Raw genomic sequence first — 17,813 nt, forward strand, 5'->3', positions numbered from 1 at the left:
ACAGATCCTTTTTGACAATTTTCTTTTTTATTTATTAATAATTTTATTTGATCAATATACCTAATTTAATAACTTTTTTACTTTTGATGTTATTTCTATTACTGCTGCTTTATTTAGAAGAAGGTATACTAAATAGGAAAAAAACATTATCCCTAATGTATAAAAATCGTTGAGATATAATGCAGAGAGAATAAATATTGTAATTATTATAATTTCAAGTCCGACTTCTTTAAAGATGCTAAGTTGCATTAAATTTGCCAAATACACTTCAGAAAAAATACTTCTTAGTGCAATTGCTATCACCATAAATACTATAACCGACTGGATATCATGTAGCACATATGCACCAAAAGAGCATAACAACAAACTACAAACAAAAGTTATGACATTAATTAATAATAACAATGATTCTTTCCTTAAGACCTTGAAGTATGTGTTACAAAGCATCTGCATTTTTCCATCAAAAATACACAAAGGTAAAAGTAAGGCCATATATTCTAAACTATCTTGATACTTTGGAAGCCATATTTCTAAGACTAACTTGATAGGAATATATAGAATAAATATAACTGGCAAGAATATACTTAACCCTCTCCTCATATCTATATACAAAAATTTAAGTTGTTCTTTGTCAATTTGTCTTAGTGCAGGAAAAAGAACCATACTAACTTGACTAATAAATAAAAGAAAAAAGTTAGTTAAAGATAATGCAAACGAGAATCTACCAAATGTTGTAACCCCCCAAACATTATCTATTACTAACCTTCCTACTCCTAGGATTAGAGCACCCGCGATATTTGCAATCAGTAATTTCGACCCTATAGTAATGTTGTCTAACATCTCTTTTAGCACAGCTATATTAAATCTCTTTCTTGCCAAGAGAATGTCTTTTCCAACGTAAAGACAATAAATTAGTGCCAATGCCTTGCTCAAAATATAAAAGTTGATAAAGAATTCGAAATCAAGATTTTTATTAAGCATCGCTACTATTACTATGATAATAAAGAAAATTCTATCAACCATAACGGATAAGGAATATTTATTTGTTTCATTCACAGCTTGGAAGATATAACCCAAAAATGCACTAGCATTATAAATAATCATGTAAGCTAGCGTTCCATAAACAACATATAATCTATCTACTTCAAAAATATATTCTTTCGCAGTAATAATAATCATTAATGCAATAATGATTTGAAACCCTGTAAATAAAAAAAATTGGGATCCCATCAACGAAAAATCTAAATCAGTAAATTTTTTGCCTCCGTATTTTAGATAAACCCCATCTATAAGACCGAAATGTAAAATTCCTGAATATCCACAATAAAATATAAATAACTGCCAGAAACTATAATCTTCGATACCTAGCAGCTTGGGTACCACCAATGCCATCAGAAGACTTAATGCCAAAGATATAGCTTGGGCTCCGAAGGCATACATTAAATTCCGAACAAAATTAGATGATTTCATAAAAAACTCCTGAAAGTTTTACCTACTCAAAACAAGGATTTAAACAGTATTAGCTTGAAGATGTTATTCTCAGCGTTAAAAATTCTTCATCAACAGACTATTGGCTATTGTTTATTAAACTGTAAGATATACTGCTGGCAATCATTCTTGGAATTCATTTTTTCTTCTATATAATTTCTATTCATCTTCACTAATTTTTGATATTCATCATTATTTAGTTTGACCAATTTTTCCAGAACATCAACAAATGCAAAGGTATCAGAAATGTCTTCAACAAATCCACCATTTCCACCGTAATCATCCCAAGGTGTGACACCTTTACTAATAAGCGCAATGCAATTGTTCATCATAGATTCAATAATTACATGGCCATAATTTTCTCCTAAGGTTGGGAAGAAAAATGCATGGTATTGTTCAAAAACATGAGCAATTTCAGAATGCGGGACTTCCCCCTTATACGATACTGTAATATTTTCAGGTAAACCTTTAATAACTTTTTTACACTTGTTCCAATAAGTTTCATCCTCCATTGGTCCATAAATATCAAATATAATATTTCCTATAGGTACTTTTTTTAGTACTTCAAGTGCAAACTTTAAATTCTTCTTAGGGAAAATTCTTGATACAAAAACCAGTCGAAGAGTCCCAGAGTCCTTATGAAGGTTTGTCCTTTTCGGTATATATCTAGTTGGAAGATTTGGAACCATAAAAATATCTGAACTTTTAAATTTCTTCTGGATATCCTTTGCTTCTAAATTACTTGTAGCATGCCAAATGACTTTACTATATAAACCCATTAGTTTACTTAAATATATATACGTATATTTTTTAATTTTCTTATTTTCACTGCCTCCTGTAAAGTCACCACGAGGTGTTAGAAATGTGGTGCGCTGTTTTAACTTCCCAAATTTCCTTAAAAGCAAGGGTTTAATTGTAAATACTGGTGAATAAAAACCGTTAAGGTATAACATGTCATAATCTATTTCATTCATAACTTTTTTAAATCCACTAAGAGTTTGCATATCGGGACTCATATAAAAAACTTTTGCAGAACCGATTTTATTCCACTCATTTACTCTTATATTTTTATATGGTTCATTAGCCTTAAAATCCCTATCTCCAGTTAAAACATAAAAATCAAACTGGTCTGCAAGATTTTCCACCATATTTACACAGGATTGAATAGGACCTCCCCCTTTATATCCTGGAAGATATTGTCCATTTAATATTAATAGCCTTTTTTTCATACACAATTCATCCCTTTAATATTTCAAATCGCCTTGATCCTTTAATTCTTTATTATACTTTTCGTACTCATACATTTTGGCATCTACTAAAAATCGATACCAGTACGCTTGTAAGAAGTGAAATATTCTCCCTTCAGGTCCATCAAGAAAACCTAACTTAATATAGTACCTATATAAGAAATATAAATTTGCTCTAAAAAATTTAGGCAATCTATAATACCCCTTATTCTTCACCTTGCGTTTTACCTTTGCTTGTTTAGAAGATTTACCCATATTTGCATAATCCAGTTCATTTAAGGAATTAGATAATGTCATTTGGTAATCCATCACTTCTAAATTACTATACCAGTTATGCTTATTCGTCCACCATTCTAAATCTTTTGTGTTGTAATCTATAAAATCATTTTTAAATTCTACCATTTCTCCTTCTAGCAGGATAATATGTTCATCCATAATTTTCTCTTCACAAACTGCTTTTTTATTACGAAATATGCGAAGTAGCATTTCAGGGTATCGACCACCATATCTTATCCATTTCCCCATAAAGTACACTCGCCTACGTAGCACTACTCCATTAATATCAGCCTTTAAATAGGGGATTTTTGAAACTATTTCTCCAACCAAATTCTCCATTAATTCCTCATCTGCATCCATTCTCATAACCCATTCCGTGGTAATATTAGCATTGTCTAATCCCCAATTAAACTGCGCAGCATGATTACTCCACTTATTTTGGTAGAAGTCTAATTGTCCGCCATTTAATTTAAGTTCTCTATTCAATTGGATACAAAGTTTCTCAGTATTATCTGTACTAAAGCTATCGACAATTACAAAGCGCTTTGCTATTCCTTTAAATGATTCAACACATTTTCTTAAATTTTTCTCTTCATTTTTAGTGAGAATTACTACAGTAAGATCTACCATTAGAATCCCTTTCAGCAATACATATATTTTAGATAACCTTGTGACTATATTTTTAACATCTTAACTACTTTTGCTGGATTGCCAGCAATTACACTATTCTTCTCAAATGTACCACTGACAACCGCTCCAGCCCCTACAATACATCCATCTCCAAGAACAGTTCCCTTCAATATTAATGCATTACATCCAATAAAACAGTTCCTACCAATACTAATGGGCTTTACACCAATTTTTTCTTTAATATCTGCATTTCTAGCTTCAATTTCAATGGGATGAAAGTCATTATCTAAGATTTTTGCATTTCCGCCTATATGAGTATTGTCACCTATAGTAATTAATTTTCTAGCATAAATTGTTGCACCGGAAATCCCAACATTATTGCCAATATGGATTTCGGCCTCTGTTGTTCTTGTTACTATAATTGTTCGTTGATATAAACCTACCAAATTAGATAGAAAAGATGATTTAATCGTTACATCGTCTCCTATAGAAAGCTTTGCACCAGTTTTATTAAAAATAACCGGCACACCTTTTAAAAGTAGTTTTTTTCCATACTTTACCTTCGTGGCTTTCATTGCCACTTTGAACCAGTTACTATTCACAATATTTAGTTTCACTCCTAACAAGATAAAATTTCATCAATATATTTATCTACAGAAACATCTTTTGTCAGATTCTTTACTAAATAAGCTTGCCCTCGAATCCCCATCTCAACAGGTATAGATGTGCCTCTCTCGCTTATAAACCTTTTAATTATATGCTCCACATCAGTATAATTACCCGGCTCAGCAATGTAACCGCATCGCGTTTGCTCTATAATCAACTGTGCTTCAGAACCTTCTTCTAAGACACCTAGTATTGGCTTCCCTACGGCAATTATTCCATAAAGCTTACTAGGAACGGAAACGCCTTTAATACCCTTAGCATTAATACACCAATGAACATCACCTGAGTTTAAGCTGTAAATTAAATCCGATTTATCCTGATATGGAATAAAGACTATATTACTAAGATCATTTTCTTCCTTGTAGTAAACTAATTTTTCTTTGATTGATCCCTCTCCAATAAAAGCAAAAGCTACATCATCTCTATCCTTAAAATTCTTTATAACAGCCATCAAATTCTCAAGATCATAATAAAGACCGAGATTACCAGAATACATAATTACATATTTATTCTCCAAACCATACTTCTGTTTGAAAGCTATTACTCCTTTATTATCTGAAGAAAGAGGGTATATACTTTTCTCATCTATCCAGTTATTAATGAATGTATGAGCGGGAACCTTATTACCATTAAATCTTCGTTTTAAAGTTTCAACCATGTCTCTACCAACAACAATCACTTTATCAGCTTGCCTGCAGCTAAATTTATCAAACCACATCATCCCTTTCAGGATCAGTTTATTCTTGCTATATGATACAGCCATAGTTTGTTCAGGATTAAAATCCTGAATGTTATATATATATTTGGCTCGCTTTATCCACTTACCCCACACACCCAGAAGGCCTCCCAGTATAGGCGGCTGCGAGATGGAATATACATAATCCATCTTATCAACCTTAAAAGTGGCAATCATTGCGCCAAAAAAGTATGTCAGGATGTTTTTGACTCTACTGATTTTATTGACTTTAGAGAATTCCGGGACGCGAATGCGGACAATCTTCACACCATTAATTTCTTCCTTATAAAACATTTTCCCCTTATACTCTGAGGCAATTTTACCTGTATAGGAAGGAACAACACATATTACTGTAATATCAAATGTATAAAGCATTCCTTCTGCAAGTTCCTTTAGTATTTGACCTGTAGATGCCACATCCGGTATATAATAATGCGCGTATATTAAAAGTCTTTTCTTTTCTATATTGCTTTTTTTCATGTATTATCTCTTCCCTATCCCAACCATTAAGGCTTCATATACTTTTGAGAGGCCCCTTACGATATCCGTATATCTGGTTATTTCTTAAAAACTAAAAAAAGAGCTGCTACCATTTCTTACTATGCAAGTTGATAACCAACAAAATAAGATTAGAGAATGAGCTCTAAAGTATAATAAAAAATATTGCAAACAGAATTATAGAGGTACTAAAAGTTAATCAAACATTCTTTTAGTTTTATCTTCTTTCTCAACCTTTCTCAAGTCGCCTTCCACCATTTTATGAACCAGCTCTTTAAATGAGGTTTTAGTTGGGTTCCAACCCAGCAAAGTCCTAGACTTCGTAGGATCCCCCAACAACTGCTCAACCTCAGCCGGCCGGAAAAACTTAGGATCCACATCCACAATAACCTCACCAGTAGCTTTATTGATTCCTTTTTCTTCAACTCCATTGCCGTTCCATTCAATATCTATTCCAGCATGCTTGAACGCAAGCTCGACAAATTCACGCACAGAATGCATTTCACCAGTTGCAATCACAAAGTCTTCCGGCTTATTATGCTGCAGGATCAGCCACATGCACTCTACATAATCCTTCGCATAGCCCCAGTCACGAAGCGAATCCAGATTACCAAGAGACAGTTTCTTTTGTTTTCCTTGAGCAATTCGTGCTGCTGCTAAAGTGATTTTACGGGTAACAAATGTTTCACCACGACGTTCAGATTCATGGTTGAAGAGAATGCCGTTTACTGCGAACATATTGTAAGATTCCCTGTAATTTTTGGTGATCCAGAAGCCATAGATCTTTGCTACGCCATAAGGAGAGCGCGGGTAGAAAGGTGTAGTCTCTTTTTGTGGAACCTCTTGTACTTTACCAAACAGTTCGGATGTAGAGGCTTGATAGACACGGGTCTTTTCAGTCAGCCCTAATATACGGACCGCTTCTAAAATATTCAATGTTCCTTTTGCATCGACATCCAATGTATAACCGGGCATATCAAAGGAAACACGTACATGTGACTGTGCTGCCAGGTTATAGATTTCGTTTGGCTGTACTTCTCCTATGATTCTAGTAACATTCAATGCATCGGTAACATCGCCATAATGAAGATGGAAGTTTTTATTATTGTAAAGAGCAGCCGCTTCTTCGTCTGTGAGAAGATCCTCCAGGCGCTCCTGATTGTAGGAAGAGCTTCTACGGATTACGCCATGAACCTCGTATCCTTTTTCTAATAAAAATTCAGCTAAATATGAGCCGTCCTGCCCTGTTACACCTGTTATTAAAGCCTTTTTCATAACATCCTCCGAGTTCATATCATCATTAAATAGAATTACTTTTTACTGTTTCGTTATCTAGAAACCATTGATAGGCTTTTTTCAGGCCATCCTCGAGTGAGGTCTGTGCTTTCCAGCCCAGTGAGTTGATTTTCGTAGTATCTACAAGCTTCCTTGGGGTGCCATCCGGTTTGGTTGTATCGAATATTAAATCCCCTTCGAATTCGACCACTTCTTTGATTTTCATGGCCACCTCGCTGATCGCCAGATCTTCGCCTACTCCAATATTGACGATTTCGTTTCCTACATAATTGTTCATCAAAAAGATACACCCATCTGCCAGGTCATCGGAATAAAGGAATTCACGCTTTGGTGTACCTGTGCCCCAGACCTCTACATAAGGAGATTCATTTTCTTTTGCTTCATGAAACTTACGGATGAGTGCAGGCAGTACATGGGAAGTCTTCAGATCAAAATTATCATTTTCACCATATAAATTCGTTGGCATGGCGGAGATGAATTTTGTTCCATATTGACGGTTATAGGACTCGCACATTTTAATGCCCGCAATCTTGGCAATCGCATAAGGTTCATTGGTCGGTTCTAGTGTTCCGGTCAGTAAATATTCTTCCTTTAGTGGCTGCGGAGCCATTTTAGGATAAATACATGTGCTGCCTAAGAAGAGCAGTTTCTCCGCACCGTTTCGGTAGGCCGCATCAATTACATTTGTTTGAATTAAAAGATTGTCCCGGATAAAGTCCGCTGGGTATTCATTATTGGCGACAATTCCGCCGACCTTAGCCGCAGCTAAAAACACATATTCTGGTTGTTCTTCTGCAAAAAAGCGTTCCACTTGGGATTTGTCTCTCAAGTCAAGCTCGCTGGAGGTGCGGTACACGAGGTTCGTATATCCCTGTCTTATTAGACCCCTCACAATGGCTGATCCAACAAGACCACGATGTCCGGCTATATAAATCTTGGAATCTTTATTCATATTTATGGCTTCCTTTCCTATTAAAAAGCTTTATGAGATCCAAACAGTACAAGCACGGTTTTTATGATGATTTTCATATCAAACAAAAGATTTCTTTTACGAATATAAATTAAGTCCAATTCAACCATCTCTTCAAACCCTACACTATTCCGCTCCGTCACCTGCCAAAGGCCTGTACAGCCGGGAGTCACAAACAAGCGCTGCCTGTCGTATTCAGTATATAGTGCTACCTCTCTCGGCAGAGGCGGCCTTGGACCGACAAGACTCATGTCTCCCTTTACTACATTAAAGAGCTGCGGCAGCTCGTCGATGCTCGTCTTACGGATGAACCGCCCGATTCTGGTAATGCGGGGATCTTCTTTCATCTTGAACATAGCCCCGCTCACTTCATTATATTTTAACAGTTCATTCAATTTTTCTTCTGCATCTGATACCATTGACCGAAATTTAAACATCCTGAATTCCCTGCCATTCAACCCTACTCTTTTTTGATTAAAGAAAATGGACCCTTTTGGGTCCTCCAGTTTAATAAGAATGGCAACCAGTATGAATAAGAAGCTTAATAGAATGATCCCTAAGGATGCAAGGGTTATATCCATCAGACGCTTGGTGATGATATAGCTTTTTCGGTCATTGACTTGTATGCTGCTCTTTGATTTTTGGTTTAAATAAGCTGCTTCCTGATTTGCCACGTTCTGCCCCCTGCCCTTTCCTAAACTTCTAAGCTTTTCACATTATTCTTTTGAAGTACTTCCCTTAAATAACTCAATATCTCTTCCTGCAGATCTTCATGCTGCAGGGCAAATTCGATGGTTGTTTTGACAAATCCTATCTTTTCCCCTACATCATATCGCTTACCTTCGAAATTATAAGCAAACACCCGTTGAATTTGATTAAGTTTTTGAATCGCATCTGTCAGCTGAATCTCGCCGCCTGCCCCTTTTTCCTGCTGATCCAGGAATATGAAAATCTCAGGAGTAAGGATGTATCTTCCCATGATGGCAAGGTTGGAGGGTTCGGTGCCTGACTTTGGCTTTTCCACAAAGTTGTTGACCTGATATCTTCTGCCATCCTGACCGGATGGATCGATGATTCCGTAGCGGTGCGTTTCCTCTTTCGGCACAGACTGTACTCCGATAACAGAAGAAAGTGTTTCTTCGTACTGATTAATCAGCTGCTTCAAGCAGGGAGTTTCGCTCTGGACAATATCATCTCCAAGGAGTACGGCAAATGGCTCATCACCTATGAAGTTCCTTGCACACCATACAGCATGTCCAAGACCCTTCGGTTCCTTCTGCCTGATATAGTGGATGTCTGCCAGATTCGTAGAATAGCGTACCTTCTCCAGGATATCGAGCTTATCTTTTTCTAGCAGATTCTGCTCCAGCTCATGAGCGAAGTCAAAATGATCCTCAATTGCCCGCTTGCCCTTACCCGTAACAATGATAATATCTTCAATACCAGAGGCAACAGCTTCTTCGACAATATATTGAATGGTTGGCTTGTCTACGATGGGCAGCATTTCCTTCGGCATCGCTTTAGTGGCTGGCAAAAAACGTGTCCCAAGACCGGCGGCTGGTATGATGGCTTTTCTTACTTTTTTCATTCACTGTTGCTCCCTTTTTATTTGATATTTGTTTCAATGTCTGACAAAGATAAATACCTAATGGAAATGCACGCACATGGCATGCATTCTCATTAGATATTTATAGCTTCATATCTAAATAAAATATGTAAGCGGGCATCCAACCCATCCTCACACCATACTACCGACGACGAGCGTCTAAGGAATCGATTTCCCACAGTATGGCCGAGTGCCTCACTTGATATAGGTAAGGAGGCATCACCTGGTATGTAATTAAAAGATTCCTAGAAACTTCTTCGTTTTCACCCTTTGCGGCGCTTCCTTATAGACAGATTCTCCGAGCACGATGGATTCTGCATTTTCTTTAAATAGATAGATCATGTCTATGTCATAGTCTTTTTCAATTTGGTCATAAGCCTTCATCATATGGAAGCTGCGGTTTTTGATGTTGTGTGCGTCTGACGCGATGAAGTGTGTCAGGTTGTTTTCTATTAAATCCTGTGAGAATTTCTTAATCTTTTTGCCGAAATATCCGGTTATGCTTGAAGCCGTTATCTGTGTCAGGGCTCCCTTGTCCACCAGATTAAAGAGCACATCCGGCCGCTCAATGATTTCGGCATTCCGCTCTGGATGGACGATGATCGGGGTGACTCCATGGAGCTGGATGTCGAACAGCACCTGTTCGGTGTAGCGCGGCACATGGCCGGATGGCAGCTCGACTAGCAGGTACTGTGCATCTTCCGTCCCGATGGTAAGCAGCTCACGGGCTTCCAGGGCCTCGGCCATTTCGCCATAAATCCGGACTTCCTGGCCTGGCTTTACTTCTAAATCTATTTTTTCTTCCTGAAAAACCAGGTTTAATGCTTGTACAGCCGTTATGATGGACTGACTGTCATTTTCATAGCTCCCATTTTTATGATGCGGGGTGGCATAGATCGTATGGATGCCTTCTCTCATGGCAAGCCTCGCCATGTCCAGGCTGTCTTCACGGCTCCTGGCTCCGTCATCTACTCCAGGAAGGATATGGCTGTGCAAGTCGATCATTGCATAAAACCTCCAAATTATACCAGTATAGTGTCAAAAAAAATAATATGCTTTTCTTGGTCAGAGAAAAGTAATTATTTTTTCAGTTACTTCTTGCCGTAATAGTAGTAATAAGAAGATTCTTTGATATCTTTATTATTCAGGACCACGCCGACCATTTTGGCGTTAACTCCCTCGAGCAGTTCCTTCGCTTTGACGGCCATTTCATTCTCTGTGCGGCCGCTTGATACGACTAAAATTACACCGTCGCTTATATTGGCTAGAATCTGAGAATCAGTAACTGCAAGTACTGGCGGTGTATCAAAAATGATGATATCGTACATCCCTCTTACCGTTCTAATCAGTTCATCCATGCTCTTGGAACCGAGCAGCTCGGCTGGATTGGGAGGGATGGGACCACTCGTTAGAATATCCAGGTTTTCCACCTCAGATACTTTGACGACTTCCTCAAACTCCTTCTGTCTTGTCAAAACATTGGTAAGGCCAAAAGTATTTGTAAAGGAAAACGTATAATGCACAGTCGGTTTCCGAAGATCTCCATCAACCAGGAGAACTCTTTTTCCTGCCTGGGCAAAAACGACGGCTAGATTCGCCACGGTAGTCGATTTACCCTCTCCTGGGCCAGAGGAGGTCACAAGAATGGTCTGCATCTCCTGATCCACTGATGAAAACTGGATATTGGTCCTGATTGTTTTATATTGTTCGGATATGGGTGACTTTGGGTTATGCTGTGTGACCAGCTTACGCTTGGTTTGCAGCATTTTATTTTTATTAAGCGCCAACTGATTCACCTCTTGCAGCTTTTCTTTGTTTGCCTCTTGTCTGCTGGACGTCTTTTTCATCCATTTTGGCTATGACTCCAAGCACCGGCAGGCCAAGCAGCTTTTCGATATCCTGCTCTGTCTTGATCGTGTTATCCATATAATCAAGCAGGAAGGCAAGTCCGACACCTGCCATCAGGCCGATGACGAGGGCAATGGCTATGTTCAGGAGCGGCTTCGGCTTTACGGGAGAAAGCTTCTCGCCTGTGTCTGCCGGGAAAAGAATCTTGACGTTATCTACGCTCATATTCATGATGCCTTTGATATCTCTTTCAAAAACCTGGGCAGTTTTATTGGCGATGCGAATCGCTTCCTTAGGATCTTCATCCTGGACAGAGACCTTTAGAATCTGGGTTTGAGTTTGATTGCTGACTGCGATTTTTCCGATAAGAGCCGGAACTGTAAGGGAAAGATCCAATTCATCCTTTACTTTTTCAAGGATGACGGGACTTTTGATGATCTCGCTGTATGTGTTTACTAGCTGCAGGTTGGTCTGGACTTCATTGTATTGAAGATTGGTTTGATCCGTCTTCTTCTGATTAACCAAGAGCTGAGTTGAAGCCTCATAAACCGGGGTAAGAACAAAATAACTAATGATGGCACTTACGATGACTGCGGCAAGGGTGATCAGCATGATCAAGCCCATCCTTTTGCGGATTACACCGAGCAGTTCTTTTATACTGATTGTCTCTTCCATTTCATCCTCCTGTGGGTAAAAAAACAAAATATCCTGAAGATTATAGCATATTAACTTGTCATATTTATGAAATTGCTGTGAAATACTCACATATTTTGTAGTAATATAGAAGTGTTGGTAAACTTGTGCAACTTATTTGATTTTAATACATTTTTCCAAAAACGGAATAGTTTTTGGTTTATTGGTAACAATTACTAGTATATACAGGAGGAATTATGGGTATTAGACGTTTTTTCATCACTCTTATTCTATTATTTACGGTCGCCGTGGTGTTCTATGGCAATATTCATTGGAACAATAAAATCAGTTCAGCGAATGAACGGAAAGCTGCTGCGCCTGCCGCTGCAGAGAAAGAAGAACGTGCTGCCTCTCCGCTCACCGCTTCCATCCCGGTGAAGGAAATCAGGAACATTTTTCAAAATGCCGAAAAGCAGAATAAGGATGTTAAGATCGTGTTTCTCGGATCTCAAGCACTGGGCTCGGGAGAAAACAGCTGGCCTGAACTTGCTGGCAGGGAGTTGAAGGAAAAGTTCACTAACGTTTCCTATAAAACACTCGCCTACCCGGACTTTACGTACAAACAATATCATGCATCGGACAAAGTGCAGGAGCTTATAGCGGAAAAAGCAGATATCGTCATTTTCGAGCCTTTTTCCCTAAACAATAATGGGGAGCTTTCGACAGAGACCGTATTTTCCGGAATCCAGAAAACGATAAAAACTGCAAAGGAAGCTAAAAAAAATACCCTGTTCATCCTGCAGCCGACCCATCCAATTCCAAATGCTACGATTTATCCTGACCAAGTTGACGAATTGAAGAGCTTCGCAAAGACAGAGGGTTATTTGTATCTAGATCACTGGACGAATTGGCCGGATTACGGAACTTCTGAAATCGATGACTATTTAACAGAAGACAATTCCGCACCGAGTGACAAGGGCCATAAAATCTGGGCAGATTCTGTGCTTTCTATGTTTATGAAGGATCCTGAGTGAAATCAGGATTCTTTTTTTGTGGAAAAGGGGCGGAGCTAATGTATCACAAGACTTTCTGCAGCCAGGTATAAACACCATGTATCTTTCTGGCCTAACCTGCTGCCTCTTACTCCGCTCCACCGCCTTATTGTATTGGTTCCTGCCAAGATTTCATATTTACTTTAAGAGAACATTCGGAATTTTCTCACTTTTTTAATCCGTTCTGGCTCTTCTTTATATACAGGTTCACCGCTGATCAGCTGTTCTGCATTCGATATCAGCATGTCCACGGTATCTTCATATAGGTTTCGCTTAATTTCCTTAAGGGCAGCCTGCATTTTAAAATTCTGCTTTACTGAATTATGGGCATTCGAGCCAAGAAACTGGGCCTGTCCGCTTCCGAGCAATTCATGGGTAAGCTTTTTGATTGTGCGGCCGAGTCTTCCGGCAGCACTTTCCGCATTTACCTGGGCATAAGCTCCCTTTTTGATCAGCTGATATAACACTTCCGGATTTTCGATGATCTCCAGATTCTGCTCAGGACTGGCGATGATGGGCGCAATTCCCTTCATCTGCAGATCATAGAAGAGCCGCTCTGTATACTTCGGCACATGATCCTTTGGAAACTGAATAAGCAGGGCCCCCATTTTATCATTCACCGTCAAGAGCTCTCCCCGTTCGAGCTCGTCGAGCAGTGTGCCGCTGATTCGGACTTCCTGTCCCGGCAGCACCTTCAGCGCAATTTTTTCATTTTTTAACATTTTGTTATAACTTCCGACTTTCCGAAGGATCACATCTCTCGAATTCTCATGTCCGCCATAAGGATAATGGGGGGTCGCCACGATTGTATGCAATCCTTCCTCCACCGCCGCTCTCGCCAAATCCAAGCTCTTATAATTATTCTCAGGGCCATCATCCATCCCAGGGAGTATATGGCAGTGAATATCTATCATAATCCTTCTCCTTTTTTATTTTCCCAAAATGTAATTTGATCTTATCAGCGAACACTTTATCAGTAAATAGACGTAAATTGTCTTATTTTAAGAAGTTTTGTCATTTTTAACTAGTTAACTATAAAATTTCACTTATTTTCCCCTTTCTCCTATCTAACCACCGCCTGTATTTTAAATTAAAAGAAAAACTTCATTATTTTTTGACATTATAACTAAGAAGTATTTCATTGATTTTTTCCAATTCTATAAGTCTATTGTTCTGTATATAGAACAATTTGTCAATAATTTTTTCCAGTTCTTTGAAGATCATTAATAATCTTTTAAAAAGGACAGATAGAAGCTATATTAAGATAGGAGAATAGGCTGAAACACGGCTTCCATCACTGTTGTATAACACTTTATTCAAGCTCATTTTTGGATATGAAGCGTGGAAATATCTGTTATAATTTGTACGATCTGTATCCTAACAGGGAGATTCCTAAAGGGCTTATATGTATATGTAAATAAAGAAGAGTAGTTGCTAAGCAGCGGGTTGAATAGAACCACCGCAGGCGAAGACGAGGAGGATCACTTATGCGCCCACGTGCGAATACATTAGGCTTAATCATAAAGTGTGGCCATCTTCTCCTGGAAGAACTTCATGGAATTCATTCCAAAGGAGAGGGCTATTTTTACCGGCCGATCGGGGGAACGATTGAACTCGGTGAAAGGTCGGATGAAGCGTTGAAGAGAGAATACCAGGAAGAATTGGGCGTGGAGATTGTCATAGAGCGCTATATTTGCTGCCTGGAAAATATCTTTAGAATCGGTGAGCAAATCGGACACGAAATTACTCAAATTTACTTCATCGGTTTTAAGGATGGAGAGCTATATAACCGACCTATATTTACAGTTACCGAGGGAGATAGAATTACCTGTGCTAAATGGGTTCATATAAATGAAATCCTTAATGGAAGTAAGATTGTTTATCCTAATGGGTTAAGTGATTTATTGAGGGAACATCTGTAATACCGGGGTACAATGTGCCAAAAAAATAGCAATCCGGATGGATTGCAAGGGCCTCATTTAACTCAATAACTAGTGATATTTTTGATGATGCATTTTCTCTATTTTATAATACCTTCTTGAACGAACTGATTTTAAGCTGAACAACAAAAAGAAGAACTATGGATGTTCCCACACACCAAAACCTAAAAAGCCCCCACACTCATCTCAGCAAACAATTCACCCCTATGGCTTTGTTTGTACTCCACGAATACGGGCGTCTTCTTTTCCAGTTCATGGTGCTGGAGATATTCGAGCAGTGACCAGTATCCGGCCTGCGATTTTTCTTCGAAGTCTCCTGTAATGCGGGTCATGATCATTCCGTTGACACAGAAGTAGCTTCTATATGTAATATCCTCTACCCTCATCGGCTTAACATGCAGGTCTTCTAAGGGAAAGAACAGTTCAGCCGTCATGACCTCAGCAGCGGGGTCACTGATGATCGAGAAAAACAGCTGGCCGGCGGGACTGTAGCCGTTCCGGATCAGGATGTCCCGAAAATCCTCGATGGCCAGGTTCATTTCTTCCGGATAAAAGCTATAAAGCTTGGAAGCTGTATTTTTGTAGGCAATTTGATGGTTTTCTAATATTGTCATGCAGCACCAGGCTCCTTGATGGGAACATACAGATCGATGATATATTCTCCGTATACATCCAGCAGCACACAATAGTAGTGATCCATAAGGGCAATGCCTTCTTCCGCTGCATAGTCCCGCACTCTTTGATAGGCCGCGTAAAAATCAGCAGCTGCGTCAGCCTGCCTCAGCACGAGGGCATCTTCGACCATAAAAGTTTCGAGAAATTCCACCGGTGACTGATCATTCATCTCTACCTCCGCATTGATCGGCAGATAATAGGTAAAATCCCCTGTAGAGTCGGCTGAATCTTCTGTGCTGCAGGAAAAAAACACAGGTCCTGCTTTGTAAATCTCTGTAGTGAGGGGCGCATCTTCCATGAAAAAAACGCCATCCTGCCAATCCGCCTTCGCCTGGCGTGTCCGGTATGTGAGCAGGTTATCAAAAACCAGCGACTTCCTTTCTATTTTCATATCCCGAACCTTCCTTTCATCTTTTTAGCTTCTATTTATCTGGATTTAATCTTTTTATTGTACAGACTGCCCCGGGTTTGTTTCTTTATTTGGGGTGGCAGCGTTTCTTTTTGATCCTCCGGCAGGTCACTTTCTGAATGCAGATAGCCATTTCTATCAAAGGTAAAGGCTTTGAAGCGGAACTTGCAATAGAGGATAACAATTTGTTCCGGCAGGACAAACAGTATGGTGTAAAAGACGGCAAAGCAAAGCACGATGATCATAAGCTGCTCCGCATCCGCTATGCCTGTATATCTGATACTATATTGAATGATATAAAACAGCCCCAGACTCCCTATTATTGCAGTAGGAATATAGGAAGAAGTCTCGAACTTCATGCGCATTCTTTCCTTTTTTCCTCCTGTTCGATAATGACCCCGCTGAAGAAGAATCCTGAATTTGATCACAGTGAATAGGAATAAAGCAGCTCCTATCAGCAGAGTGATCCATGTAAACGTTAAGAGGGACGAACTAGTGGTACCTTCTCCATTTCCGACTTCAAATAGTCCGCCAAGATAAACGCATAGGCCAAACACATTCTGTGAAACCAATATTAGGACAAGATACTGCAGATTCTCCCATTTTTTATAAACCGGGGGGATTGCAAAGATAAGGGACAGCAGGCAGAGAAGCGCTGTAATCGGTAAGTGAATCCTCTTGATTTGCTCGATTCCCGGGTAATTGGAATAAGTGGCTGCAACATAATAGATGCAGTAAAAAATCAGCGGCTGACAAAAAAGACTAAGAATTAATGCTCCCCCTAAGGAGGATGGACTTTGCCTGCCTGACTCGAGCGGCATTCTAAGTGTGGCAAAGTCTTGGTATTCCAGTTTCCTTATCCGCAATACCTCCTCTAACTTAGGATCCCCCCTCTTCAGATAGTAAGCCCCTGCACTTAAGCGCCATCCTGTCAATCCGCCTTCGCCTGGCGTGCGAGGTATGTCAGCAGGTTATCAAAAACCAGAGACTTTCTTTCTATTTTTCTTACCCCGAACTTTCCTTTTATCTATTTATCTAGATTTAATCTTTTTATTGTACAGACTGCCCCGGCTTTGTTTCTTCACTTTTGCTGGCAATTGATTTTTCGGCAGATCATCTTCTAATTGCAGCTCACTGCTTCCATCGAACGTAAAGGCTTTAAAACGATATTTGCAATAAAGGATAACAAGCTGTTCCGGCAGGACAAAGAGCATGGTGTAAAAAAGGCCAAAACAGAGCACGATTATAAAAAGCTGATCTGTATCTGCTATGCCTGAATATCTGATGCTATATTGAATGATATAGAACAGCCCCAGACCTAAGAGTATAGCAAAAGGAATATAGGAAGGAGTCTCAAATTTCATGCGCATTCTTTCCTTTTTTCCTCCTTTTCGATAATGGCCCCGCTGAAGAAGAATCCTGAACCGGATTACAGTAAATAGTAATAAAGCGGCTCCTATAAGTAAGGTGCTCCATGTAAACGTTAAGAGGGACGAACTTGTGGTTCCTTCTCCATTTCCAACTTCAAAAAGTCCGCCTAGATAAATGCATATGCCGAACATATTTTGCGAAACCAGTATGGTGATAAGGTATTGCATGTTCTCCCATTTTTTATAAACCAGTGGAATCGCAAAGATGAGGGACAGCAAACAGAGAAGCGCAGTAATCGGTAAATGGATCCTCATTATCTGTTTTACCCCTGGATAAATTGTAAATTCAGCAGCGATAGAATACACACAATAAAAAACTAAAGGCTGAAAGATGATACTCAGTAGTAATGCTCCCCCTAAGGAGGATGGACTTTGCCTGCCGGATTCAAGTGGCATTCTTAGTGTAGCAAAGT

Annotated in this window: 19 protein-coding genes; 2 read left to right on the plus strand and 17 right to left on the minus strand. The window is 39.1% G+C overall.

Annotation, left to right across the window (positions count from 1 at the left end; all coding sequences use genetic code 11):
* Positions 1-60: 60 nt before the first annotated feature.
* The 12 genes from V1498_RS20595 to V1498_RS20650 all read right to left on the minus strand — a co-directional run bounded on the left by V1498_RS20595 (position 61) and on the right by V1498_RS20650 (position 11,936).
* Positions 61-1,470, minus strand: a complete 1,410-nt coding sequence (locus V1498_RS20595) for an oligosaccharide flippase family protein (protein WP_409295933.1) — start codon at positions 1,468-1,470, stop codon at positions 61-63.
* A 104-nt stretch (positions 1,471-1,574) separates the two neighbouring features.
* Positions 1,575-2,717, minus strand: coding sequence for a glycosyltransferase family 4 protein (locus tag V1498_RS20600; RefSeq protein ID WP_409295935.1), 1,143 nt, complete (start codon positions 2,715-2,717; stop codon positions 1,575-1,577).
* A gap of 15 nt (positions 2,718-2,732) precedes the next feature.
* Positions 2,733-3,641 carry a glycosyltransferase family 2 protein gene (locus V1498_RS20605; RefSeq protein ID WP_409295936.1) on the minus strand — a complete coding sequence of 303 codons (909 nt, stop codon included), beginning with the start codon at positions 3,639-3,641 and terminating at the stop codon, positions 2,733-2,735.
* A 44-nt stretch (positions 3,642-3,685) separates the two neighbouring features.
* Complete coding sequence (locus V1498_RS20610) at positions 3,686-4,243, minus strand: acyltransferase (protein ID WP_409295938.1); 558 nt, start codon at positions 4,241-4,243, stop codon at positions 3,686-3,688.
* Positions 4,244-4,260: 17 nt separating this feature from the next.
* Complete coding sequence (locus V1498_RS20615; RefSeq protein WP_409295940.1) at positions 4,261-5,523, minus strand: glycosyltransferase family 4 protein; 1,263 nt, start codon at positions 5,521-5,523, stop codon at positions 4,261-4,263.
* Between the two features lie 213 nt (positions 5,524-5,736).
* Entirely contained in the window at positions 5,737-6,816 is a 1,080-nt protein-coding gene (gene gmd, locus V1498_RS20620) for a GDP-mannose 4,6-dehydratase (RefSeq protein ID WP_409295942.1), read from the minus strand.
* A gap of 25 nt (positions 6,817-6,841) precedes the next feature.
* On the minus strand, positions 6,842-7,789 hold the full coding sequence (gene fcl / locus V1498_RS20625) for a GDP-L-fucose synthase (RefSeq protein WP_409295944.1): 948 nt from the start codon (positions 7,787-7,789) through the stop codon (positions 6,842-6,844).
* Between the two features lie 20 nt (positions 7,790-7,809).
* Positions 7,810-8,433, minus strand: a complete 624-nt coding sequence (locus V1498_RS20630; RefSeq protein ID WP_409299396.1) for a sugar transferase — start codon at positions 8,431-8,433, stop codon at positions 7,810-7,812.
* Positions 8,434-8,501: 68 nt separating this feature from the next.
* Positions 8,502-9,395 carry a UTP--glucose-1-phosphate uridylyltransferase GalU gene (galU, locus tag V1498_RS20635; RefSeq protein ID WP_409295946.1) on the minus strand — a complete coding sequence of 298 codons (894 nt, stop codon included), beginning with the start codon at positions 9,393-9,395 and terminating at the stop codon, positions 8,502-8,504.
* A gap of 252 nt (positions 9,396-9,647) precedes the next feature.
* Complete coding sequence (locus V1498_RS20640; RefSeq protein WP_409295948.1) at positions 9,648-10,418, minus strand: tyrosine-protein phosphatase; 771 nt, start codon at positions 10,416-10,418, stop codon at positions 9,648-9,650.
* Positions 10,419-10,504: 86 nt separating this feature from the next.
* Positions 10,505-11,200, minus strand: coding sequence for a CpsD/CapB family tyrosine-protein kinase (locus tag V1498_RS20645; protein ID WP_409295949.1), 696 nt, complete (start codon positions 11,198-11,200; stop codon positions 10,505-10,507).
* Positions 11,190-11,936: a YveK family protein gene (locus V1498_RS20650; RefSeq protein ID WP_409295951.1), complete on the minus strand. Its 747-nt coding sequence runs from the start codon at positions 11,934-11,936 to the stop codon at positions 11,190-11,192. The genes V1498_RS20645 and V1498_RS20650 overlap by 11 nt, the downstream gene beginning before the upstream one ends.
* A gap of 215 nt (positions 11,937-12,151) precedes the next feature.
* Between V1498_RS20650 and V1498_RS20655 the strand changes: the two genes are divergently transcribed.
* Positions 12,152-12,928: an SGNH/GDSL hydrolase family protein gene (locus V1498_RS20655; RefSeq protein ID WP_409295953.1), complete on the plus strand. Its 777-nt coding sequence runs from the start codon at positions 12,152-12,154 to the stop codon at positions 12,926-12,928.
* 161 nt (positions 12,929-13,089) lie between these two features.
* Here V1498_RS20655 and V1498_RS20660 read toward each other — a convergent pair whose 3' ends face one another.
* Entirely contained in the window at positions 13,090-13,860 is a 771-nt protein-coding gene (locus tag V1498_RS20660) for a tyrosine-protein phosphatase (protein WP_409295954.1), read from the minus strand.
* Between the two features lie 573 nt (positions 13,861-14,433).
* Between V1498_RS20660 and V1498_RS20665 the strand changes: the two genes are divergently transcribed.
* Positions 14,434-14,868: an NUDIX hydrolase gene (locus tag V1498_RS20665; protein ID WP_409295955.1), complete on the plus strand. Its 435-nt coding sequence runs from the start codon at positions 14,434-14,436 to the stop codon at positions 14,866-14,868.
* Between the two features lie 182 nt (positions 14,869-15,050).
* Here the strand turns inward: V1498_RS20665 and V1498_RS20670 are convergent, their stop codons facing one another.
* The 4 genes from V1498_RS20670 to V1498_RS20685 form a co-directional block, all read right to left on the minus strand.
* Complete coding sequence (locus V1498_RS20670) at positions 15,051-15,500, minus strand: DUF5085 family protein (protein ID WP_409295956.1); 450 nt, start codon at positions 15,498-15,500, stop codon at positions 15,051-15,053.
* Positions 15,497-15,952: a hypothetical protein gene (locus V1498_RS20675; protein ID WP_409295958.1), complete on the minus strand. Its 456-nt coding sequence runs from the start codon at positions 15,950-15,952 to the stop codon at positions 15,497-15,499. Before V1498_RS20675 ends, V1498_RS20670 begins: the two co-directional genes overlap by 4 nt.
* A 35-nt stretch (positions 15,953-15,987) precedes the next feature.
* Positions 15,988-16,836: an ABC transporter ATPase gene (locus V1498_RS20680; protein ID WP_409295960.1), complete on the minus strand. Its 849-nt coding sequence runs from the start codon at positions 16,834-16,836 to the stop codon at positions 15,988-15,990.
* 165 nt (positions 16,837-17,001) lie between these two features.
* Positions 17,002-17,655, minus strand: coding sequence for a hypothetical protein (locus V1498_RS20685; RefSeq protein WP_409295961.1), 654 nt, complete (start codon positions 17,653-17,655; stop codon positions 17,002-17,004).
* Between the last annotated feature and the right edge of the window lie 158 nt (positions 17,656-17,813).

Origin of the sequence: Paraperibacillus marinus, assembly GCF_046237605.1 — a bacterium.
Lineage (GTDB): Bacteria > Bacillota > Bacilli > Bacillales > DSM-1321 > Paraperibacillus > Paraperibacillus marinus.